This is a genomic window from Roseococcus microcysteis (assembly GCF_014764365.1).
GTDB classification, from domain to species: Bacteria; Pseudomonadota; Alphaproteobacteria; order Acetobacterales; family Acetobacteraceae; genus Roseococcus; species Roseococcus microcysteis.
In genome coordinates this window covers 2,806,081-2,828,022 of sequence record NZ_CP061718.1, presented here as the reverse complement: position 1 = coordinate 2,828,022, position 21,942 = coordinate 2,806,081, and the positions used below count along the sequence as shown (strand labels likewise).

The window sequence follows — 21,942 nt, the reverse complement described above, 5'->3', positions numbered from 1 at the left end:
CTCACTTCCCCCGCGCGCGGCGCAGCAGCACCGTGGCCGCCAGCGCCGCGATCAGCAGCACCGCGATCTCGCCCAGCGTGTCCAGCGCGCGGAAATCCACCAGGATGACGTTGACGACGTTGCGGCCCTTCGCCTCGGGCCAGGCGGCGGCGCCCATCCAGTCGGGCATCTGGGTGTCGAAGGGCACGGACAGCACGGCCAGCAGCGTGAGGAAGCCCACCACGCCCGCGCCGATGGCGATGGCGCCGTCGCGGCGGTGTTCCTCGCGCCGGCGCGCATCCAGCTCGCGGAAGGGCAGGCGCGCCAGGATGGCCACCAGCAGCACGATGGCGATGGTCTCGACGGTGAACTGCGTGAAGGCGAGGTCCGCCGCGCCCAGCGTCAGGAACAGGATGCCGACGCCGAAGCCCACCACCGCGGCCGCCATCACCTGCGCGAACAGCATCTGCAGCCGGCAGACGGCCACCGCGCCCGCGATGACGAGGCCCACCAGCACGGCCTGGTGCGGCAACGGCAACGGGTCGGCCGAGGGCAGGCCAAGGCCGCCGCCCGCCACCAGCAGCACCAGCGTGCCGCCGAACATCAGCACGACCGTCGCGCCGATGTAGAAGCGCAGGCTGCCGGTCTGCACACGGCGCGTCACCGCACCGGAGATCACGGAGACGCCGCGCAGGATGCGGCCATAGGCGGCGTCCGGCCCGTAGTCGTCGAGCCAGGTCTGCGCGGCGAGGCGCGGCTGCAACCGCGTCCAGGCGAGAAAGGCGATGACGCCCAGCCCCAGCACCACCAGCGAGAGGTAGTAGACGATCTCGGTCGCGTGCTTGTCGCCCAGCGCGATGCCGGTGGGCTCGCCCAGGATGGCGGCGGCCGCGGGCTCGACCAGGTTCACCGAGATCAGCGCGGGCGCCAGGCCGAAGACGAGGCCCAGGATGGCCAGCGTCAGCGGCGCGGCCAGCATGGTGAAGCCGGGGTCCTTGGCCTGGCGCTCCATTTCCATGGGCTTGCCGAAGAAGGGCCGCACCGCGACCACGCCGGCCACCACCACCATGGCCGCGTTGACCAGCAGCGCCACCAGGGGCAGCAGCCCGGGCACACCGAGCTGCACGGTGAACAGCAGGTCCTTGGCCATGTAGCCGATGAAGCCCGGCGCGCCGGCCATGGAGAGCGCGGCCAGAAGTGCCGCGATGGCGGTGAGCGGCATGTGGCGGCCGAGGCCGCGCAGCATCAGCGCGTCGCGTGTGCCGGCCTTCTTGTCGAGGATGCCGGCCACGAGGAACAGGCTCGCCTTGTAGAGCGCGTGCACCAGCAGGAACACCACGGCCGCGGTGGCCGCCAGCGGTTCCTCCAGCCCAATCAGCGTCACCAGCGTGCCCAGCGCCACCACGGTGGACCAGGCGAGCTTGCGCTTCAGGTCGCGCTCGCGCAGGGCCAGCACGGCGCCGGTCAGCATGGTCAGCGTGCCCGCGCCGGTCAGCAGCCCCTGCCACAGCGCCCATTCCTGGAAGGCCGGGTTCAGCCGCGCCAGCAGATAGACGCCGAGCTTCACCATCGTGGCGGAATGCAGATAGGCCGAGACGGGGGTAGGTGCCGCCATCGCATTGGGCAGCCACATGTGCAGCGGCCACTGCGCCGACTTCGCGAAGCAGCCCATCGCCACCAGCACGATGATCCAGGGCGTGAAGGCATGCGTGGCCAGCACGGCGCGGTTCGCCAGGATCTCGGAAATGGTGAAGGTGCCGGCCGCCGTGCCCAGCAGCAGGATGCCCGCCAACATCGCGAGCCCGCCCGAGACCGTCACCAGCAGGCCCTGCTGTGCGGCGCGCCGGGCGGCGGGCTTGTGGGCCTCGAAGCCGATCAGCATGAAGGAGGCGAGGCTGGTCAGCTCCCAGAAGATGAACAGCACGATCAGGTCATCGGCCAGCACCGCGCCCAGCATCGCCGCCATGAACAGCGTCAGCACCGCCATGAAGCGGTGCTGCTTCGGGTAGCTGGTCATGTAGCTGCCCGAGAACAGGAAGATGCCGGTGCCGATGCCGGTGATGAGCAGCGCCATCAGCTGCGACAGCCCGTCCAGGCGGAAGGCGAAGCCGATGCCGAAGGCCGGCATCCAGTCCAGGCGGAAGGTGGCGCCCAGCGGCAGCAGCAGGATGAGGCCGAAGAGCGTCGCCGGCAGCAGCGCCAGCGCGGGGGCGAGCGCGGGGCGCGCGCGCAGGCCGAGCGCTACCGCCGGAACGGCCAGCAACGCCAGGCAGGGGATGAGGGCGAGGATCCAGTTCACGGCGGCGAATGTTGCAACAGCCGTGCCAACCGCATGCCCCGGCGGAAAGCGCGGAAAGGCGCGGCACGGCCGCGCGTGGGCCGTCAGCGCCCGTTCGCAAAGCCGAACGCGGCGTCCGGAAAGCCGGACGCGGCGGCGGCTACAGCCAGCCCTTGCGCTTGAAGTAGAGCACGGGCCCCAGCGCGCTCAGGATCATGGCCAGCACCGCCAGGGGGTAGCCGATGGGCCATTCCAGCTCCGGCATGTGCTGGAAGTTCATGCCGTAGATGCTGGCGATGAGGGTGGGCGGCATCAGCGCCACGCTCACCACGGTAAAGGTCTTGATGATGTTCATCTGCTCGACGTTGATGATGCCCAGCACGGCGTCGAGCAGGAAGGTCGCCTTGTGGTTCATGGAATTGCCGTGCTCGACCAGGCTTCGCACGTCGCGCACCAGCGTCTTGATGAGGTGCTGGTTCTCCTTGCGCACCGCGGATTTCTCGGCGGTCAGGAAGGTCAGGATGCGCGTGAGGCCGAGCAGGGTGTCCGTGGTCCGCGCCGTCAGGTCGCCCACCAGGCCCAGCGTCAGCAGCACCGAGCGCAGGTCCTGGTCCTTCTGCGTCACCTTCTTGGCGCTGCGGGCGGCGCGGAAGGCGTCCTGGTTGGCGCGGTCGATGTCGAGACCGATCCGCTCCAGGATATCCGCCAGCCGGTCCACGATCTGGCCGAACAGGTGCAGCAGCACGGCGTCCGGGCTGCCCAGCAGTGCCTCCGGCGCCTTCTGGCAACGGGCGGTGAAGACGGAGAAGGCCTTGGGCGTGGCATGGCGCACCGTGACCAGCACGGAGGGGGCCAACACGAAGGAGATGGGCGTGGACTCATAGTCGCTGCCCTCCACGCCGTGCAGGAAGTTCGCGGTGAGGAACAGCACATCTCCCTCGCGGTACATGCGGGAGGAGCTTTCGATCTCCTGCATCTCCTCGCGCGAGGGGAGTTCGAAGCCCACCGCCTCCTCGACCAGGCGCTCCTCTTCGGGCGTGGGATCCAGCAGGTCGATCCAGACGGCCCCGCGCAGCGGCGCCGCCTCCTCCCCCCGCAGAAGTGCCCCTTGGCGAACGGCAAAGGTTGTCAGCATTCACCGGGTTCCTTGAGGGAGCGTGCAGGGCCGAAGCGGCCGGTAGAGAAGAATTCAGCGCCGGGCAACGCCCTTGGAGCGCTGGAGGCAAGGTGTCACGCCGATGAAATCCGCGGCCTCGGGGTGGCGGCCGGAAGGGCGCGTGCCATCCTCGGGGCGGACCAGCTGGCAGGTGGCAAGCCCCGCCTCCCGCGCCGCGTCCAGCTCCTCGGCCACGTCGGAGAGGAACAGGATGGCGCCCGGCGGCGCGCCCCAGGCGCCGGCGATGCGCGCATAGCTTGCGGCCTCGCGCTTGGCGCCCATGCGGGTGTCGAAGAAGCCCTCGAAGAGGCCTTCCAGGTCGCCGGCCTCGGAATGGCGGAACAGCAGGCGCTGCGCCTCCTCGCTGCCGGAGGAATAGACGGCCAGACGCAGCCCCGCCGCCTGCCATTCCCGCAGGGCCGGCGCCACATCGGGCCAGAGATGGCCTTTCAGCGCGCCCTCGTCATAGCCCTGGCGCCAGATCAGCCCCTGTAGCGCCTTGAGCGGGGTGACCTTGGCATCCTCCGCCATCCAGCCGCGAAGGGTGGCGAGCTTGTCCTCGCCCGGCACGTCGCGAAGGATGGCCGCCACCTCCGCGCGCGCGGCGTGGCGGGCGAGAAAACCCTCCAGCGCCTCGGCCGCATAGGGGAACAGGCGCTGGTGGACGAAGGCGATGGCGGTGGTGGTGCCCTCGATATCCGTCAGGATGTGGGTGGGCGGCATCAGCCCACCTGGACGGGAAAACGCTCCGCCATGTCCGTCCCGGTGTAGTGGGGCGTCCAGCCGCTGGTGTCGGTGAAGACGCGCAGCACGGTGAAGTCCGGCGCGTCGCCGCTGTCGAACCAGTGCTGGGTGTTGGCCGGCACGCTGATCAGGTCGCCCCGGGTGCAATGGGCGTCATAGACGCGGCCATTGATGTGCAGCACGAAATTGCCGGCGCCCTCGTGGAAGAAGCGGACCTCGTCCTCGGTGTGGATGTGCTCCTTCAGGAACTTGTCCCGGAGCGCGTCCTTCATCGGGTGGTCGGGCGTGAGCTGGATGACATCGGCGGTACCGGCGGCGGTCTCGGCCAGGAAGGCATCCAGGCGGGGCTTGTAGGCGGCCAGCACGGCGTCGGCCGAGGCCTTGGGCGGCAGGTCCGCCACCGGCCAGCGCTCGAAGCGCACGCCGACCTCGCGCAGGGCGGCGGCGATCTCGTCCGGGTTCTCGGTGCGCTGGAGCTCGGCCTTGGTGGCGGCGTCCCAGATGGTGAGGCGGCTCATGGCGGGTCACTCCCTTGCAGGGTGGTCAGGGCAGGCGCGCGGCTTCCAGCTCGCAGGCCAGCATGAATTCCAGGGCTTCCAGGCGCATCAGGGCGCCGGGCATGTCCTCGGCCCAGACATATACGCCATGGCCGCGCAGGATGTAGCCCGGCGGCACATCGGGCCTTGCATCCCAGACCTGCTCCACACGGGCCTGGAGGCGCGCGATGTCCTGGTCATTGTCCAGGATGGGCAGGCGGATGCTGGCCTCATGGGTGGGCAGGCCGGGGAAGGCCTTCAGCAGTTCGTAGCCCGCCAGTTCGAGGTGGTCGCCACCACGGCGTGACAGCACCGTGGCCGGCACCGAATGCCCATGCAGCGCGGCGCGCGCGGCGGGGAACCGGCGATAGATGCCGCAATGCAGCCCCGTCTCGGCCGAGGGGCGCAAATTGGACGCCTCGGGCCGCCCATGCAGGTCCACCGCCATCACCCCGTCCTTCGGGATGAAGCCTTTGTGAAAACCCGAACGGGTGATGGCGATGCGGCCATCCGCCAGGCGCAGGGAGATATTGCCGGCCGTGGCCGGCACCCAGCCGCGTTGGTCCAGGCGGCGTCCGGCGGCGCGGATCGCTTCCACCGCCTCGGCAGGAAGGGCGTTCATCGGGGCGAAGGGCGCGCCGGGCGAGCCGGCGCGCGTCGCATCAGGCGGCGGGGCGGCCGCCGGCGGGCTGCTGCGCCTCGGTGTGCGTCGCCGCGGCCGGCTGCGGGCCCGGGATGTTGCCGGTGGGCGCGGCCGGCGGCGCGCTGTCGGCCGTCATGGCGGCGTCCGCGGGCTTGTCGTCGTCCTTGATGTTCTTCTTGAACGACTTGATGCCGGTGGCGAGGTCGCCCATCAGGCCGCTGATCTTGCCGCTGCCGAACAGCAGCAGGACCACCAGAAGAACAACCACCCAATGCCAGATGCTGAAGGTACCCATCGTCGCGCCTCGATCCCTATCGGAACTCTGTGGGGCGGAACCTAGTCCGCGCGCGGCTTGAGCGCAAACACCGGTTCGCCGGTCCATCACGATGTGGGGAGGCCGCCCCCCGGAGGCAATGGCCATGGCCCATCCAGATGGACAGGGCGCAACATCGTGCTTGCAAAATGATCACGGGTGCGGCATGTCTCGCCGCGATCCGGGCCCCTCTGGCGGCCGGTGGTTGTCCAGGGCGCCCGCCCGGCCATCCGCCCTCCGCGATGTCGGATCATTCCACCAACATCGTCGCGGCCCCGCATGTCGGGGTCACGCCCGGGGTCCGAACCTATGGAATTCATCGCCCTCGAATGGCTGGGGAAGCCTGTGTGGATGTGGACGGGCTTCATCGCCATCGTCCTCGCCCTGCTCGCCTTCGACCTCGGCGTCCTCAACCGCGAGAACAAGGAGATGGGGATCCAGCAGAGCCTGCTGCTCTCCGTCTTCTACATCGGCTTCGCCATCCTCTATGGCGGCGGCATCTGGTGGGCCTATGAGGCCGGCGTCATTACCACCAGCGATGGCAGCCACGCCGGCATGGCCTATTTCACCGGCTTCTTCATCGAGAAGGCGCTGTCCATCGACAACGTCTTCGTCATCAGCCTGATCTTCGGCTACTTCGCCATCCCGCGGAAATACCAGTATCGCGCGCTCGTCTGGGGCATCATCGCCGTCATCGTGCTGCGCGGGCTGATGATCGCGGTGGGTGCGGCCCTGGTGCAGAACTATGGCTGGGTGCTGTATTTCTTTGGCGCCTTCCTGATCGCGACCGGTATCAAGATGCTGGTTGTGCCGGAATCCGACCCCGACGTGTCCAAGAACCCGGTGGTGCGCTTCCTGAACAAGCGCATGCGCGTGACGAAGGAGCTGCACGGCCAGAAGTTCTTCGTGCGCGAGGTGGACGAGAAAACCGGCAAGCTGGTGCGTGCCGCCACGCCGCTCTTTGTCGCGCTGGTGGTCATCAACATCGCCGACCTGATCTTCGCGGTGGACAGCGTGCCGGCCATCTTCGCCATCACGACCGACACCTTCATCGTCTACACGGCCAACATCATGGCCATCCTGGGCCTGCGCGCGCTCTACTTCGCGCTGGCCGCCATGGTGCACCGCTTCGAATACCTGAAATACGCGTTGGCGATGGTGCTCGTCTTCATCGGGCTCAAGATTTTCTGGAACAGCCTGGTGGGCAAGATGGACCCGGCCATCTCGCTCGGCGTCACCTTGGCGCTGATCCTGGGCGGCGTGCTGTTCTCGCTGTGGAAGACCCGTGGCGAGACGCGCGAGGAAAAGATCCAGCCCGGCTGAACCTTCACGCGCTGGCCGGGTTCTCCGGCCAGTCATGCTTCGGGTAGCGGCCGCGCATGTCCTTGCGGACATCGGCCCAGCCCGAGGCCCAGAACCCCGCCAGATCGGCCGTGATGGCCACGGGCCGCCCGGCGGGGGAAAGCAGCGCCACCTGCAGCTTCACCCGCCCGCCCGCCAGCTGCGGCATGTCGCGCAGGCCGAACAAATGCTGGGCGCGGGCTTCCAGGGTGGGCGTCTCGGCGGTGTAGTCCACGGCGGCGCTGCGGCCGTTCGGCAGCGAGAGACGCGCAGGCAAGGCGGCGTCCAGCTTTCGGCGCAAGTCACCGGGCAGCAGCGCCTGTGCCACATCCACCCCCTTCAACTCGCTCAGCTTTGACATGCCCGCGCAGTAGGGCGCCAGCCATTCCCGCGCGGTGGCGGCGAGCGCGGCGTCCGACACATCGGGCCAGGGGGCGCCTTCCAGCGCATGCATTCGCGCGATGCGGGCGCGCAACTGCCGGCCCGATTCGCCCCAGTCGAGATCGCGAAAGCCGCGTTCCGCCGCCGCGACGGCCAGGGCTTCGGCGATGACGGAGGGGTCCGCGCCGGGCAGGGGCGAGTCCTCCAGCACCAGCGGGCCGAACATCAGCCGCTTGCGCGCCAGCACGGCGCCCGCGCGCGCGTCGAAGGAAGCACCCTCCACCGTGCGGAAGCGGTCGGGGAAGCGCGCCTCCAGCACCGCGCGGCTGACGGGTGCCGCCATGCGGATGCGCGCCTCGGTGCCCTTGAGTTCCAGGTCGGCCACGGCCAGCAGGGGCTGCTTGGCCAGCGGGTCCGCGACCGACAGCCGCGCCCCCTGCCCCGAGGCCATCCGGAAGGCGCCATCCATGGTGCCGCGCTTGAGCGCGATGCGGTCCGGAAACCCCGCCGCCAGCAGCGCGCCGGCATCGCCCTCGGGCGGTGTGTTGCCGTGCACGCCCAGGCGGCGCCGGTGCAAGGCGGCGGTGCGGCGGATGTTGCGCAGCGCGATGCCATCCGCCTCCTCCCGCCCATGGCCGTGCAGGGCATCGAGGCGCAGGGTGATGTCGGCGGGCGGCTCGCGGCCCCTTAACGGGTCACGTTCCTCCAGCAGCGCGGCCAGGTCGGCGGCCAAGGCCGCCTCGCCCTCATCGGCCACGGCGCACATCATGCGCGCCAGGCGCGGATGCGTGCCCATGCGGGCCATGCGCTTGCCGGTGGTGGTGATGCGGCCCGCCTCGTCCAGCGCATCCAGGCTGGCCAGCAGGGCGCGGGCGGCAGCGACCTGGCCCTCGGGCGGGGGGTCGAGGAAGGGCAGATCGCGCGGGGCCACGCCCCAGGCCGCGCAATCCAGCACCAGGGAGGAAAGTTCCGCCTCCAGGATTTCCGGGCGGTCCTGCAAGGGCAGGCCGCGGTGCAGCGCCTCGCTCCAGAGGCGGATGGCCACCCCCGGCTCGGTGCGGCCCGCGCGGCCGGCGCGCTGCTCGGCCGCCGCGCGGCTGATCCGCGCGGTGACCAGGCGCGTCAGCCCCGTCGCGCCATCCAGGCGCGGGGTGCGGCGGAAGCCGCCATCCACCACGATCCGCACGCCCGGCACGGTCAGCGAGGTTTCCGCAATGGAGGTGGCCAGCACCACGCGCCGCCGCGGCCCCGGCGTCAGGGCGCGGTCCTGCTCGGCGGGCGGGAGTTCGCCGTGCAGCGGCAGCACATCGGCGTCCAGGCCCGACAGGCGTTCGGCGGTGCGGCGGATTTCGCCCCAGCCGGGCAGGAAGGCCAGCACATCACCCGGTTCACGCGCCATGGCGGCGCGGATGGATTGCGCCATGGCCTCGGGCAGGTCGCGGGGGTCGGTCAGGTCGCGGCGGTGGTGTTCCACCCGCACCGGGAAGGCGCGGCCGGCGCTCTCCACCAGCGGGCCGCCCAGCAGCCCGGCGAAGCCCTGGGCATCGAGGGTCGCGGACATGGCCAGCAGCCGCAATTCCGGCCGCAGCCCGCGCTGCACGTCCAGGCACAGGGCCAGGCCGAGGTCGGTGTCCAGGTGGCGTTCATGCGCCTCGTCGAAGATGACGGCGGCCACGCCCTCCAGCCCCGGGTCCGATTGCAGGCGGCGCACCAGCAACCCCTCCGTCACCACCTCGACCCGCGTGGCGGCCGAGGTCGCGCGGTCCAGCCGCGTGGTGATCCCCACGGTCTGGCCCAGGCTCTCGCCCAGCATCTCCGACATGCGGCGGGCGGCGGCGCGGGCGGCGACGCGGCGGGGCTCCAGCACCAGGATCTTCCCGCCCTGCGCCCATTCCTCCTCGCGCAGGACCAGCGGCACCAGCGTGGTCTTGCCCGCGCCCGGCGGCGCCACCAGCACCGCGCTCGACCCTTCGCGCAGCGCCTGGCGCAGCGCGGGCAGCGCCTCCTCGACGGGAAGCGTCACACCCAGCCTTCCGCGACCGCCTTGCCGATCATGGTGCCGCCCTCCACCAGCGCATGCCCGGCGCGGAGGTTTTCCGCGGTGATGGGGCCGAGGTGGCGCGTCATTGTCGTGCGCAGCGTGCCGGAATCCAGAAGGGCGGCGGCCTCGGTCAGCAGGCGGTGCTGGGCCTCCATGTCCGGCGTCTGGAAGAGGGTACGGGCGAACATGCCCTCCCAATGGAAGCCGGCCGACTTGGCGCGCAGCAGGCTCATATCCACGGCGCTGCCTTCATCAATGGCGCAGATCATCCCCTGCGGGGCCAGGATGGCGCAGAGCATGGCCCAGTTCGCGGCCGTGTTGGTCGTGGAGAAGATGCGCGACACGCGCAGCTTCAACGCCTTCACCTGCGCCGCCATGTCCTCGCGATGGTCAATCACGTGGTGCGCGCCGAGGTCCAGGCACCAGTCCCGCGTCTCGGGGCGCGAGGCGGTGGTGATGACCGTCATTCCCGTCAGCTTCCGCGCGAGCTGGATGGCGATGGACCCCACGCCCCCGGCCCCGCCCACGATCAGCACCGCCTCGCCCGTCGGCGTGGGGTCGCGCGCGATGCGGAGCCGGTCGAACAGCCCTTCCCAGGCGGTGATGGTGGTCAGCGGCATGGCGGCCGCCTCGGCGAAGGTAAGGCTTGTGGGCATGCGGCCCACCACGCGCTCATCCACCAGCTGCAGCTCGGCATTGCTGCCGGGGCGGTTGATGGCACCCGCCCAGAAGACTTGGTCACCTGGCTGGAACAGCACGGCGTCCGGCCCCACGGCGCGCACCACCCCGGCGCCGTCGAAGCCCAGGATGCGCGGCGAACCCTTGGGGTCGGACTTGGCACGCTGCTTCGTATCCACCGGGTTGATCGAGACGGCGCGCACCTCGATCAGCACATCGCGGCCGGCTGGTGCCGCGGGGTCCGGCAATTCCATGTCCTTCAGGGAGTTGGGATCGGTCACGGGCAGGCATTGAGTGTAGGCGATGGCCTTCATCGGGCGTTCCCCTGTAACGATTTGTATCCGAGAACATGAACGGGCTGACATGTTCGGACCTCCACCCTATTCCCCCGCGAGACGAAACGGGAGACGGCCCCATGGACCTGAAACTGCTTTCCTTCGCCCGCCGCGCCGCGTTGTTCGGCGCCGCCGGCCTGGCCACCGCCACCGCGACGCCCATGAACGCCCAGGCCCAGCCGGCCCGCAGCGTGCCGCCCCAGCAGGGCCCCATGCCGCCCCGCTTCCACCGCATGAAGGTGGGCGATGTGGAGGTGACGACGCTGCTGGACGGCGCCATGCAGGGCCAGCCCGACGGCATCCAGCGCTTCTTTCCCGACAGCACGCCGGAGCAGATCGCCCCCCTGCGCGAACGCGCCTTCCGCAGCGACAGCGGCGCGCTGCACCAGCCCGTGGGCGCCTATCTGCTCAACACCGGGCGCAACCTGGCGCTGGTGGATTGCGGCGGGCATTCCAGCTTCATCCCCACCACCGGCCAGACGCTCGACGCGCTGCGCGCCAGCGGCTACAGCCCGGAGCAGGTGGACACGGTGCTGCTGACGCACATCCACCCCGAGCACGCGCTCGGCCTCAGCTATGACGGCACCACGCGCAACTTCCCCAATGCCGAGATTGTGGTCACCCAGGTGGACCACCAGTTCTGGACCGACCCCGGCATGGAAAGCCGCGTGCCCCAGGGCCAGCGCTTCATCCAGGCCGCGCGGCGGGCCATCGGGCCCTATCCGAACCGCATCCGAACGGTGGAGATGCGCTCGGGGCTGGAGGTCATTCCCGGCGTCTTCATGGAGCCTGCCCCCGGCCACACCCCCGGCCATGTCAGCTTCCGCCTGACCTCGCAAAACCAGACCATGCTGATCTGGGGCGACATCGCCCACCAGATGGTGATCCAGCTCGCCCGGCCGCGCTGGCGCGTGGGCGTGGACGTGGACCCGGATGCGGGGGTGGAAAGCCGCGTCCGCACGCTCGACATGCTGGCGAGCGAGGGCATCCTGATGGGCGGCGTCCATGTGCCCTGGCCCGGCTTCGGCCGCATCATCCGGGATGGCGAGGGCTATCTCTACGTTCCCCGCCCCGCGCAGTTCACCTGAACCCCTGATGCGCGCGCGGATTGACCCCGCGCGCGCGTCTCGGCAACAGGATAGTGGAACCCTGGAGAGCCGCGCATGCCCGCCACTCATCGCCTGTCCGCCACGCCCGAGACCATCCGCTGGGGCACCTTCGACGCCAGCTACAAGCCGCTGATCGAGGTGGAGAGCGGGGACCTGGTCATCCTCGAATGCGTCTCCGGCGGGCCGGAGGTGATGCCGGACCCGGCCTCGGGGCTGAAGGTGCCGGCGCACCTGGCCGCCATCCATGCCAGCAACCCGCCGCGCCTCGGGCCGCACATCCTGACCGGCCCCGTCGCCGTGAAGGGCGCCATGCCGGGCGACGTGCTGCGCGTGGACATCGAGAAGATCGAGCTGGGCAATGACTGGGGCTTCTGCGGCTTCCGCCCCCTGGGTGGCACCCTGCCCGAGGACTTCCCCTACAAGCGCATGCTGCACATCCCCGTGGACCGCGAGAAGCGCACGGGCCATGTGCCGGTGGGCCCGGGCGTGACCCTGCCGCTCTCGCCCTTCTTCGGCGTGATGGGCGTGGCCCCCCCGGCCGAGTGGGGTGCCATCTCCACCAAGGAGCCGCGCGCCCATGGCGGCAACCTGGACAACAAGGAGATCGGCGAGGGTGCCACCCTTTTCCTGCCCGTCCATGCCCCCGGCGCCCTGTTCAGCGCGGGTGACGGCCATGGCGTGCAAGGTGATGGCGAGGTGTGCATCAATGCCCTGGAAATGTGCCTTACGGGGCATTTCCGCCTGACGGTCGAGAAGGGGATGGACCTCAAATACCCCCGCGCCGAAACCGCCACGCACTTCATCTCCATGGGGATGCACGAGGATCTGGACGAGGCGATGAAGCGCGCGCTGCGCGAGATGATCGGCTTCATCACCAGCCGCACCAACCTGAGCGCGGCCGATGCCTACCAGTTCTGCTCGCTGGCGGTGGATTTCCACGTGACGCAGACCGTGAACGGCGAGAAGGGCGTGCACGGCCTGCTGAAGAAGGGCCTGCTGTTCTGAGGCGCTGACGCCACCGGCTGGCACAGGAATTGCTGCATTGCAGCATGGCCCGTTCGCGCGGGTCAGGTTCCTGTTTCATCTGGAGGTTTCATGCGCCGTCGTTCCCTGCTGGCCCTGCCCGGCCTGCTTGCCACCCCCGCTTTGGCGCAGGGCGGGTGGCGCCCCGCCTCGCCCGTCCGCTACGTCGTTCCCTTCCCGCCCGGCTCCAGCTTCGACACGGTCGGGCGCGCGGTGGCGGAGGGCGCGGCCTCCCTGCTCGGCCAGAATGTCGTGGTGGAAAACCGCCCTGGCGCGGGCACGCTGGTCGCCGTGCAGGCGGTGAAGGCCATGCCCGCCGATGGGCAGACGGTGCTGATGGTCGCCAACAGCTTCACCGTGAACCAGACGCTGCACCAGCCGCGCCCCTATGACGCCGAGGCGGATTTTGAACCGCTGGCCCTGCTGGTCTACACGCCGCATGTCCTGGTCTGCCATCCGTCGGTGGCCTCGGATTTCGCGGGCTTCCTGGCGAAGGCGCGGGCGCCGGGCCGCGGCCTCAGCTTCGGCACCAATGGCCAGGGCACCAGCCAGCACATGGGGCTGGAGCACCTGAAGATCCTGGCCGGGCTGAACGCCGAGCACGTGCCCTATCGCGGCGTGGCCCCCATGCTGGTGGATCTGCTGGCGGGGCGGGTGGACTACTCCATCGGCAACCTGCCGGACGTGCTGCCCGGGCTGCGCGATGGCCGCCTGGTCGCGCTGGGCATCGTGAACGCCACGCGCCACGCCATGCTGCCCGAGGTGCCCACCTGCGCGGAGCTGGGTTTCCCGCAGCTTCTCTCCGACACGTGGTATGGCGTGGTCATGCCCAAGGGCGCGGCGCCGGCGGTGCGTGAGGCGCTGTCCAACGCCTTCCTCACCTCCATCCGCCGGCCGGAGACGCAGGCGCGGCTTGGCGCCATCGGCATTGACGTGCTGGCGCAGGGGCCGGACGCGCTGCGGGACCGCATCCGCAGCGACACCGCCACCTATGCTGAGATCGTCCGCACCGCGAACCTGACCGCGGGCTGAGACAGGGCCGGCGCCCGGGCGGGCGCCGGCTTTTCCACGGCGTCAGGTCCCGATCACGCCGCCATCGTTCTTGGTGATGACGATGGTCGCCGAGCGCGGCAGCCGCCCCTCGCCATCCGGCCAAGTGCTGTTCACCCGGCCCGCGGCGAAGTCCGCCGCCGGGGTGGTGGCGCCGGGGTGCTGCACGTTCACGAACATGGTGCGGCGGTCCGGCGTGGTGACGACGCCCGTGATCTCCTGGCCGACAGGCCCGGTGAGGAAGCGGCGGATTTCGCCCGTCACGGGGTTGGCGCAGAGCATGGCATTGTTGCCGAAGGGCTCGAGCGGGCCGCGCAGCTGCTCGTTCTCGCCGATATCGGTCTGGATCCAGAGGCGCCGGTCCGCGTCGAACCAGAGCCCGTCGGGGCAGGCGAAGATGTTGTCCGCGGTCAGCGCCGCCTCGCCGGTCACGCGGCTGTCGCCCTCCGGCCCCGCGATCACGAAGAGGTCCCAGGCGAAGCGGGTGGCGGCGTGGTCGTCGCCCTCCTCGCGCCAGCGGACGATCTGGCCGAAGGCGTTGCGCGGGCGCGGGTTGGCGGCGTCCACCTGCGCCTCGGTGCGGCGGCTGTTGTTGGTCAGGGTGAAGTAGACGCGGCCATCCACCGGGTCCACCGCGCCCCATTCCGGCCGGTCCATCTTGGTGGCGCCCACCGTGTCGGCGGCCAGGCGCGTGTTGACCAGCACCTCGCCCTGGTCGGCGAAGCCGTTGGCGGCGGTCAGCGGGTCCTGGCCATGCACCAGCGGCAGCCATTCGCCGGTGCCGTCCGCGTTGAACTTCGCGACGTAGAGCGTGCCTTCGTCCAGCAGCGCGCCATTGGCGGTGGCGCGGTGGAAGGGCGCGCGGCTCACGAATTTGTAGATATACTCGAAGGTGCTGTCGTCGCCCGAATAGGCCACCACCGGCCTTCCCTCGGCCACCGGGCCGAACACCACGCCCTCATGCGCGAAGCGGCCCAGCGCGGTGCGCTTCACCGGCGTGCTGGCGGGGTCGAAGGGGTTGATTTCCACCACCCAGCCGAAGCCATTGGGCTCGTTGCGGTAGTCGGCGGTGGCGTCGGTCCCCTGGATGGTGGCGTTGAAGCGCAGGAACTCATCCGCCCCGCCCCGCGCCTGGTCCCAGTTGTAGCGGGCCTGCTGGGTCGGCACGCCATAGCGCGCCTGTTCGCGCGGCCGCTGTTCCGGCTGGGTGCGGTTTACGAAATAGCCGGCCCAGTTCTCCTCGCAGGTGAGGTAGGTGTTCCAGGGCGTCACGCCATGCGCGCAATTGTTGAGGGTGCCGCGGGTGCGGGTGCCGTCCGGGCTGTATTTCGTGCGCAGCAGGGCGTGGCCGCGCGCCGGGCCCGCGATCTCCATGGGCGCGCCGCCGGTGACGCGGCGGTTGCGCGGGTCCGCCACGACATTCCAGGCCCCATAGGTGCCGCGAGCCACGCGCACGACGGAGACGCCATGGGCGTTGATCTCCTTCAGCACCTCGTCGGGGTTGCGGGCGCCATCCTCCAGCGGCATGCGCCCCGCGCCGAGGCTGAGTCCGGCGGCGCGGGCATGCATGAAGCGCGGCTCCACATATTCGTGGTTCAGCACGAGCAGCCCCTCGGTGCTGCTGCCCTGGTCCGGCGCCTGCCCCTCGATCGGGAAGAAATGCATGCCGTCGTGGTGGGCGCCGATGGCGCGGCCCTGTTCCTCGCCCGACATCTCGACCAGGGGCCGGCCGGCGCTGCCATCCAGCATGGTGCCCTGCGGGATCAACACCTGCGCGGAATAGCCGGGCGGAAGGGTGACGCGGTCATGCACCGCAACGGGCACGGGTTGGAAGCCGATGGCGGGTTGCGGGCCGGTCACCGAGGCCTTGGCGGAACCGACAGGCAGGAAGCCCGTCATGAAGGCGGCCATGCCGCCTGCCATCCAGCCGCGGCGCGACATGCGCTGGGCGGCGATGTCGGTGAAGAAGGGGTTGGCGGAAGGGTTGGACAGCGGCTCGTCTCCCGCTTCGAGGTCTACAAGGGCGTCGTGCTGGGAGTGGATCATCGGGATGCCTCGTCCTGGCCCGGCGGCGGCAACGCGCCCCCGCCTCACGCCGTTGATCCATGCTCACCGTGACGGTTGGGCTGCGGGATCAGTGACGAATGCGTGATGATGTAGTTGCGGAAGGGGATGGCTTGGGTCGCGGCGCGCCCTGGGGCACGGTGGCGGCATGACCCATACCCTCATCGCCGATCTGGGGGGCACCAATGCCCGATTCGCCCTGGCCGAGGGCGGCCGGCATGGCCGCATCATCGCCCTGCGCGTGAAGGAGCATGACGGCCCCGCCCCGGCCATCCGCCAGGCGCTGCAACGCCTGGGGCATGACGGCCCGCTGGCCCGGCTCGTCTGCGCGCTGGCCGCGCCCATCGAGGCCGGGCCCATCCGCCTGACCAACGCGCCCTGGGTGCTGGACCGCGACGCTCTGCGCGAGGAACTCGGCATCGGCCAGGTGGATTTCCTGAACGACCTGGAGGCCACTGCCTGGTCCCTGCCCGCCCTCGCCGCCGAGGATCTCCGCACCCTCCATGCGGGCGAGGCCGTGCCCGGCGCGCCGCTCTTGGTGGTGGCACCGGGCACGGGCCTCGGCATGGCGGGGATGGCCGCGGGCCAGGCCATCGCCACCGAGGCCGGGCACAGCGCCTTCGCCCCCGGCGACGCGCTGGAGGATGCGCTGCTGGCCCATCTGCGCCCCAGCCATGGGCCGGTGTCGAACGAGGATTTGCTCTCCGGCAGCGGCCTGCCACGCCTCTACGCCGCGCTCGCCGAGATGCGTGGCGGCAAGCGCAGCCCGAAGAACGCCGCCACCATCGCCGATGCCGCCCGCGGCGGGGACATATTGGCGCAGGAGGCGGTGGGCGTGTTCTGGCGCGCGCTGGGCGGCTTCTGCGGCGATGCGGCGCTGCTGCTGGGCGCGCGCGGCGGCGTGTATCTCGCCGGCGGCGCGGCCCAGAAGCTGTTCGACCTGCTGCCGGTGGAGGCCTTCCTGAACCGCTTCCAGGACAAGCCCAAGATGCAGGCCTATCTCTCCCGCATCCCCGTGCATGTCATCATCCATGACCAGCCCGCGCTGATGGGGCTGGCACGGTATGTGGCGCGCCCTCAGTCGTAGGTGATGATGTTGGCCGCCACCTCGCGGTCATAGCCCCGGCTGGCGAGCAGGAGCTGGCGCGTATAGGCCTCGCGCGGTTCCTGGCGGCGCAGCGTGGCCACTTCCATTTCCTCGACGATGGCGCCGCGGTTCATCACCGCCAGCCGGTCGCACATATGCGCGATGACGGCGAGGTTGTGGGAAACGAGCAGCATGGTCAGGTTGTGCGCCCGCCGCAGCCGCCGCAGCAGGTTCAGGATTTCGGCCTGCACGCTCACATCCAGCGCGGAGGTCGGCTCATCCAGCAGCAGCACCTTGGGCTCCAGCATCAGCGCGCGCGCGATGGCCACGCGCTGCCGCTGCCCGCCCGAAAGCTGGTTCGGGTAGCGGAAGCGGAAGGCGGGGCCGAGGCCCACATCGGCCAGCGCACGCTCGACACGCGGGCCCACATCGCCGATGCCCTGAATTTCCAGCGGCTCGCTCAGCGCGCGGTCCACCGTGTGGCGCGGGTGCAGCGACGCATAGGGGTCCTGGAACACCATCTGCACCAGGCGCGGCAGGCGGCGGTCGCGCTGGCCGACGGAGACGCCGGCCACCGAAGCCTCGCCCGTCCAATGCGGGTTCAAGCCCGCCAGCACGCGCAGCGCGGTGGACTTGCCGCTGCCGCTTTCGCCCACCAGGCCGAAGCTCTCGCCCTCGGCCACGGAGAAATTCACGTCGCGCACCGCCCGCACCGCCTGCGCGCCATGCCCGAAGGTGACGTTGAGGTTCCGCACATGGATCATGCGGTCAGTCCTTCAGCCAGGCGGGGTCGCGCTTGAGCGTGGGCAGCTCGGCGCGGTCGTCATCGATGCGGGGCAGGCTGTCCAGCAGGCCCTGGGTGTAGGGGTGGGTGGCCTGGCGCAGGTCGCGCGCATGGCGTTCCTCCATCACCCGGCCGCCATACATGACCAGCACGCGGTCGCAGAAAGAGGACACGAGGTCGAGGTCATGGCTGATGAAGATCAGCCCCATGCCGCGCTTCGCCACCAGGTCATCCAGGATGGCCAGCACCTGCATCTGCACCGTGACGTCGAGCGCCGAGGTGGGTTCGTCCGCGATCAGCAGGTCCGGCTCCGGCGCCAGCATCATCGCGATCATGATGCGCTGGCCCATGCCGCCCGAGACCTCGTGCGGGTAGAGGTTGAAGACGCGCTCCGGATCGCGGATGCGGACCGCTTCCAGCATCTCCATGGCGCGGCGACGGGCGCCGGGGCCCTTGTCGCGCACGGCCTCCGCGATCTGCTCGCCCACGCGCATCACGGGGTTCAGCGAGTATTTCGGGTCCTGCATGACCAGCGAGATGCGGCTGCCGCGGAGCGCGCGCATTTCGCCCGGGCTGGCCGTCAGCAAGTCCTTCCCGTCGAAGCTGAGGCGCTTGGCCTCCAGCCGCGCATGGGGCGGCAGCAGGCGCAGGATCGAACGGCCGGTGACCGACTTGCCGGAACCGCTTTCGCCCACGATGCCCAGCCGCTCCCGCCCCAGGCTGAACGACACGCCCCGCACCGCCCGGAAGGGGCCGGTCGGTGTGGGGAAGGTGACACGGAGGTCCTCGACCTCCAGCAGCGGCTTGCTCATGACTTGCGCGGGTCCAGCACGTCGCGCAGCCCGTCGCCCAGCAGGTTGAAGGCGAGGCTGACCACGATGATGGCGATGCCCGGGATGGTGGCGACCCACCACTGGTCCAGCACATAGCGCCGCCCGGCCGAGATCATGGCACCCCATTCCGCCATGGGCGGCTGCGCGCCGAGGCCGAGGAAGCCCAGGCCGGCGGCCGTCAGGATGATGCCCGCCATGTCCAGCGTGACCCGCACCACCAGCGAGGCGACGCAGAGCGGCATGATGTAGGCCCAGAGGATGCGCGCCGTCCGCGCCCCCTGCATCCGCGCCACCGCGATGTAGTCGCTGTTGCGGATGGTGATGGTCTCGGCGCGGGCGATGCGCGCATAGGGCGGCCAGGCCGTGAGCGCGATGGCGATGATGGCGTTCTCGATGCCCGGCCCGAGCGCGGCGACGAAGGCCAGCGCCAGGATCAGGCTGGGGAAGGCCAGGAACACGTCGGTGAGGCGCATCAGCACCGCATCCACCCAGCCGCCGAGATATCCGGCCGCCGTGCCCACCAGCAGGCCGATGGGGGCCGCGATGGCCGCCACCAGCACCACGATCATCAACGTGATCCGCGCGCCATAGACGAGGCGCGAATAGGTGTCCCGCCCGAACTCATCGGTGCCGAGCCAGTTGCCCGGCGTGCCCGGCGGCAGCAGGCGCCGCGACAGGTCCTGGGCATAGGGGTCATGCGTCGCGATCCAGGGCGCGAAGGCAGCGACCACGATCAGCAGCAGCACGATCAGCAGGCCCAGCACGGCCAGCTTGTTCCGCTTGAACTGCAGCCAGCCGCGATAGAGCTGCCCCAGCCGCGCCTGGTTGCGCGAGGCGGGGGTGTCGGTGAGGAGTTGTGCGCGCCAGGTGCTCATCGCGCCCTCGGGTCCATGAGTTTGTAGAGCGCGTCCGACAGCAGGTTCAGCCCCACGAAGACGGCGCCCACCACCAGCGTGCCGCCCAGCACCGCGTTCATGTCGGCGGCCAGCAGCGCGGTGGTGAGGTAGCGGCCGAGGCCCGGCCAGGCGAAGACCGTCTCGGTCAGCACCGCGCCTTCCAGCAGCCGCGCATAGGACAGCGCGATCACGGTGATGAGCTGGACGGAGATGTTCTTCAGCGCATGCACCCAGATGATCCGCGCCTCGGACAGTCCCTTGGCGCGGGCGGTGATGACATATTCCTGGCTGAGCTGGTCCAGCATGAAGGACCGCGTCATGCGCGCGATGTAGGCGATGGAGAAATAGCCCAGCACCGCGGCCGGCAGCACCACATGGCTGACGGCGTTCCAGAACACCTCCCACTCGCCCGCGATGGCGGCGTCGATCAGGATCACACCCGTCACCGGGTCCACGATGCCCTCGAAGAAGACGCCGAGCCGCCCGGGGCCGGAGACCCAGCCCAGGATGCCGTAGAAGACCAGCAGCCCCATGATGCCCAGCCAGAAGATGGGCACGGAATAACCCACCAGGCCGATCACGCGGACCAATTGGTCCGGCCAGCGGTCCTGATACACCGCACCCGCGATGCCCATGGGCACGCCCAGCACCACGCCGATGATGGTGGCGATGGTGGCCAGCTCCAGCGTGGCCGGGAACACGCGGGCGATGTCGTCCAGCACCGGCCGGTTCGTCACCAGCGAGGTGCCGAAATCCCCCACCGCCATCTTCTGGACGTAGAGCCAGAATTGCATCCACAGCGGCTGGTCGAGGCCCAGCTCCGCGCGCACCGCCTCATAGACGTCGCGCGGCGCCTGGTCGCCCACCACGGCCAGCACCGGGTCGATCGGCACCACCCGGCCGATGAAGAAGGTGACGGCCAGCAGGCCCAGCAGCGTCAGCGCCACCTGGAGGACGAATTCGCCTCCCCGGCGGGCGCCTCGCAGCGCGCCGGCCCCGCCCATTGTGGCGCTCATGGAATCAGCCCTTGTTCGCGAGCCAATAGATGGCCGACAGCCCTGGCGAGCTGGCCATGTAGCCGCGCAGGTTGGAACGATGCGCCACCTGCACCTGCTGCTGCGCGAAGATCGCGAAGGGGGAGGTGTTCATGAACTCCTCCTGGATCTGGCGGTAGATGGCGGCGCGGGCATTCTGGTCGCGCTCGGTCATCGCGGATTCGGTGCGGCGGGTCAGCTCGGGAATGTCCCAGCCATTGCGCCAGGTGAGCTTGCCCGGGTTGTCCGTGCCCGGCGGGTTGCTGCTGAAGCTGTCCGCATTGTAGTGCGGGTCCGGATAGCCCAGGCCCCAGATGCCGATGAAGAGCTGGTGGTTCCGCGCGCGGAACTTGGCCAGCACCTGGGCGCCGGTGGCCGGCAGCACCTCCAGCCGCACGCCGCCGCGGGCCATGCTGGCCTGGAGCGTCTGCGCCACGTCCAGCGAGGGGAAGCTGTTGGCTGTATCAATGGTCAGCGCGATGCCGTTGGCGTGGCCGGCCTCGGCCAGCAGGCGGCGGGCGCGGTCGGGGTCATAGGTGTAGGGCCGCGTGTCCACCGCGCCCAGGATGGCGCGGGGGATGAAGCTCTGGTGCGGGAAGACCTGGCCCGGCAGCAGGTTGTTGGCAATGCCGTCATAATCCACGAGATACTTCAGCGCCTCGACGACCTTCGGGTTCTGCAGCAGCGGGAAGGTCAGGTTGGCGCTGAAATACTGGATGGTGCCGCGCGGAAACTCCGCGAGGGTGATGTTGGGCCGGCCGCGCAGCGCGGTGATGTCGGTCGGCGTCAGGTTGCGCGCCACGTCCACATCGCCGCGCTCCAGCAGCAGGCGCTGCGTCGCGGCCTCGGGCACATGGCGGACGATGACGCGCTGCAGGTTGGCGCGGCCACGCCACCACTGGTCGTTGCGCTCCAGCATATAGCTCTCATTGGGCTGGTAGCGCACGAGACGGTAGGCGCCGGACGCCGCGGAGTTGCGGTTCAGCCAGCTGTTGCCCATGTCGTCGCCGGCATTCTGCTGCACCAGCCGGCTGTCCAGCACAGAGGCGATGTTGGCCGTGAACAGGTTCTGGATCAGCGTGGGCGCATAGGCCTGGTTGAAGGTGACCTGCACCTCGAAATCGCCGGTCTGGCGGACGTTCTGCTCCACATTGTCGCGCGTCAGGCCCACGCTGCGGAACATGAAGGCGGGCGTGCGGTTGATCATCAGCGGGCGGCGCAGCGAATAGACCACGTCGGCCGCCGTCAGCGCGTTGCCCGAATGGAAGCGCACGCCCTGGCGGATGCGGAAGGTGTAGGTCTTGCCGTCCTCGCTGACGGTGAAGCTCTCGGCGATGCCGGGCTGCAGCTCGGCCGTGTCCTTGGTCGGGTCCAGGACGAAGAGCTGGTCATAGACGTTCTTCAGCAGGTCGCTGCCCGTCACCTCGAAGGAGTGGTGCGGGTCCAGCGCCACCAGATCGTCAATCTGGGCCGCGATCACCAGCGCGGTGCGCGGCGTCTGGGCCTGCGCCTCCCGCGTGCCGGGCATGGCGGCGGCGGCCAGGGCGGCGCCACCGGCGGTGAGAAGGGCGCGCTTGGGAAGGCTCGGCATCATGGGCTCGCGTCCGTCATGGAGGGATGTCCATGACAATCCGCAT

Annotated in this window: 19 protein-coding genes; 5 read left to right on the top strand and 14 right to left on the bottom strand. The window is 70.0% G+C overall.

Translation table 11 applies throughout. The annotated features are described in order from the left end of the window. Position 1: 1 nt before the first annotated feature. The 6 genes from mbhE to ICW72_RS13615 all read right to left on the bottom strand — a co-directional run bounded on the left by mbhE (position 2) and on the right by ICW72_RS13615 (position 5,631). Positions 2-2,278 (bottom strand): hydrogen gas-evolving membrane-bound hydrogenase subunit E, encoded by a 2,277-nt coding sequence (mbhE, locus tag ICW72_RS13640; RefSeq protein ID WP_191083208.1) that lies wholly within the window; start codon positions 2,276-2,278, stop codon positions 2-4. Between the two features lie 139 nt (positions 2,279-2,417). Next, positions 2,418-3,392 carry a magnesium transporter CorA family protein gene (locus tag ICW72_RS13635; protein ID WP_191083207.1) on the bottom strand — a complete coding sequence of 325 codons (975 nt, stop codon included), beginning with the start codon at positions 3,390-3,392 and terminating at the stop codon, positions 2,418-2,420. A 54-nt stretch (positions 3,393-3,446) separates the two neighbouring features. After that, the gene (mtnC, locus tag ICW72_RS13630; RefSeq protein ID WP_191083206.1) at positions 3,447-4,136 is read right to left on the bottom strand and encodes an acireductone synthase; all 690 of its coding nucleotides are present in this window, start codon (positions 4,134-4,136) and stop codon (positions 3,447-3,449) included. Then, positions 4,136-4,675, bottom strand: a complete 540-nt coding sequence (locus ICW72_RS13625) for a 1,2-dihydroxy-3-keto-5-methylthiopentene dioxygenase (protein ID WP_191083205.1) — start codon at positions 4,673-4,675, stop codon at positions 4,136-4,138. Before ICW72_RS13625 ends, mtnC begins: the two co-directional genes overlap by 1 nt. A 25-nt stretch (positions 4,676-4,700) precedes the next feature. Next, the gene (locus ICW72_RS13620; RefSeq protein WP_191083204.1) at positions 4,701-5,315 is read right to left on the bottom strand and encodes a methylthioribulose 1-phosphate dehydratase; all 615 of its coding nucleotides are present in this window, start codon (positions 5,313-5,315) and stop codon (positions 4,701-4,703) included. Between the two features lie 40 nt (positions 5,316-5,355). Next, the gene (locus ICW72_RS13615; RefSeq protein WP_191083203.1) at positions 5,356-5,631 is read right to left on the bottom strand and encodes a twin-arginine translocase TatA/TatE family subunit; all 276 of its coding nucleotides are present in this window, start codon (positions 5,629-5,631) and stop codon (positions 5,356-5,358) included. Positions 5,632-5,958: 327 nt separating this feature from the next. Between ICW72_RS13615 and ICW72_RS13610 the strand changes: the two genes are divergently transcribed. Next, entirely contained in the window at positions 5,959-6,972 is a 1,014-nt protein-coding gene (locus tag ICW72_RS13610; protein ID WP_191083202.1) for a TerC family protein, read from the top strand. A gap of 4 nt (positions 6,973-6,976) precedes the next feature. Here the strand turns inward: ICW72_RS13610 and hrpB are convergent, their stop codons facing one another. Beyond that, positions 6,977-9,394 (bottom strand): ATP-dependent helicase HrpB, encoded by a 2,418-nt coding sequence (gene hrpB, locus ICW72_RS13605; RefSeq protein WP_408639207.1) that lies wholly within the window; start codon positions 9,392-9,394, stop codon positions 6,977-6,979. Continuing rightward, positions 9,391-10,404, bottom strand: a complete 1,014-nt coding sequence (locus ICW72_RS13600) for a zinc-binding alcohol dehydrogenase family protein (RefSeq protein ID WP_191083201.1) — start codon at positions 10,402-10,404, stop codon at positions 9,391-9,393. Before ICW72_RS13600 ends, hrpB begins: the two co-directional genes overlap by 4 nt. A 101-nt stretch (positions 10,405-10,505) precedes the next feature. Here ICW72_RS13600 and ICW72_RS13595 point away from each other — a divergent pair, with 101 nt between their 5' ends. The 3 genes from ICW72_RS13595 (at position 10,506) to ICW72_RS13585 (ending at position 13,589) form a co-directional block, all read left to right on the top strand. Then, the gene (locus ICW72_RS13595; protein ID WP_191083200.1) at positions 10,506-11,513 is read left to right on the top strand and encodes an MBL fold metallo-hydrolase; all 1,008 of its coding nucleotides are present in this window, start codon (positions 10,506-10,508) and stop codon (positions 11,511-11,513) included. A gap of 75 nt (positions 11,514-11,588) precedes the next feature. Continuing rightward, the gene (locus tag ICW72_RS13590; protein WP_191083199.1) at positions 11,589-12,539 is read left to right on the top strand and encodes an acetamidase/formamidase family protein; all 951 of its coding nucleotides are present in this window, start codon (positions 11,589-11,591) and stop codon (positions 12,537-12,539) included. 90 nt (positions 12,540-12,629) lie between these two features. After that, the gene (locus tag ICW72_RS13585) at positions 12,630-13,589 is read left to right on the top strand and encodes a Bug family tripartite tricarboxylate transporter substrate binding protein (RefSeq protein ID WP_191083198.1); all 960 of its coding nucleotides are present in this window, start codon (positions 12,630-12,632) and stop codon (positions 13,587-13,589) included. A gap of 42 nt (positions 13,590-13,631) precedes the next feature. Here the strand turns inward: ICW72_RS13585 and ICW72_RS13580 are convergent, their stop codons facing one another. Then, the gene (locus tag ICW72_RS13580) at positions 13,632-15,653 is read right to left on the bottom strand and encodes a PhoX family protein (RefSeq protein WP_191083197.1); all 2,022 of its coding nucleotides are present in this window, start codon (positions 15,651-15,653) and stop codon (positions 13,632-13,634) included. 166 nt (positions 15,654-15,819) lie between these two features. Here ICW72_RS13580 and ICW72_RS13575 point away from each other — a divergent pair, with 166 nt between their 5' ends. Continuing rightward, positions 15,820-16,758 (top strand): glucokinase, encoded by a 939-nt coding sequence (locus tag ICW72_RS13575; protein ID WP_191083196.1) that lies wholly within the window; start codon positions 15,820-15,822, stop codon positions 16,756-16,758. Here ICW72_RS13575 and ICW72_RS13570 read toward each other — a convergent pair. From ICW72_RS13570 to ICW72_RS13550, 5 genes are read right to left on the bottom strand one after another with little or no spacing between them, the layout of a single operon-like run. Beyond that, positions 16,749-17,522 carry an ABC transporter ATP-binding protein gene (locus ICW72_RS13570; protein ID WP_191083195.1) on the bottom strand — a complete coding sequence of 258 codons (774 nt, stop codon included), beginning with the start codon at positions 17,520-17,522 and terminating at the stop codon, positions 16,749-16,751. The genes ICW72_RS13575 and ICW72_RS13570 overlap by 10 nt on opposite strands. Before the next feature lie 4 nt (positions 17,523-17,526). Beyond that, positions 17,527-18,354, bottom strand: a complete 828-nt coding sequence (locus ICW72_RS13565; protein ID WP_191083194.1) for an ABC transporter ATP-binding protein — start codon at positions 18,352-18,354, stop codon at positions 17,527-17,529. Next, entirely contained in the window at positions 18,351-19,250 is a 900-nt protein-coding gene (locus ICW72_RS13560) for an ABC transporter permease (RefSeq protein WP_191083193.1), read from the bottom strand. The genes ICW72_RS13565 and ICW72_RS13560 overlap by 4 nt, the downstream gene beginning before the upstream one ends. Then, the gene (locus ICW72_RS13555; protein ID WP_191083192.1) at positions 19,247-20,287 is read right to left on the bottom strand and encodes an ABC transporter permease; all 1,041 of its coding nucleotides are present in this window, start codon (positions 20,285-20,287) and stop codon (positions 19,247-19,249) included. The genes ICW72_RS13560 and ICW72_RS13555 overlap by 4 nt, the downstream gene beginning before the upstream one ends. 4 nt (positions 20,288-20,291) lie before the next feature. Further along, complete coding sequence (locus tag ICW72_RS13550) at positions 20,292-21,899, bottom strand: ABC transporter substrate-binding protein (protein WP_191083191.1); 1,608 nt, start codon at positions 21,897-21,899, stop codon at positions 20,292-20,294. Positions 21,900-21,942: the final 43 nt, after the last annotated feature.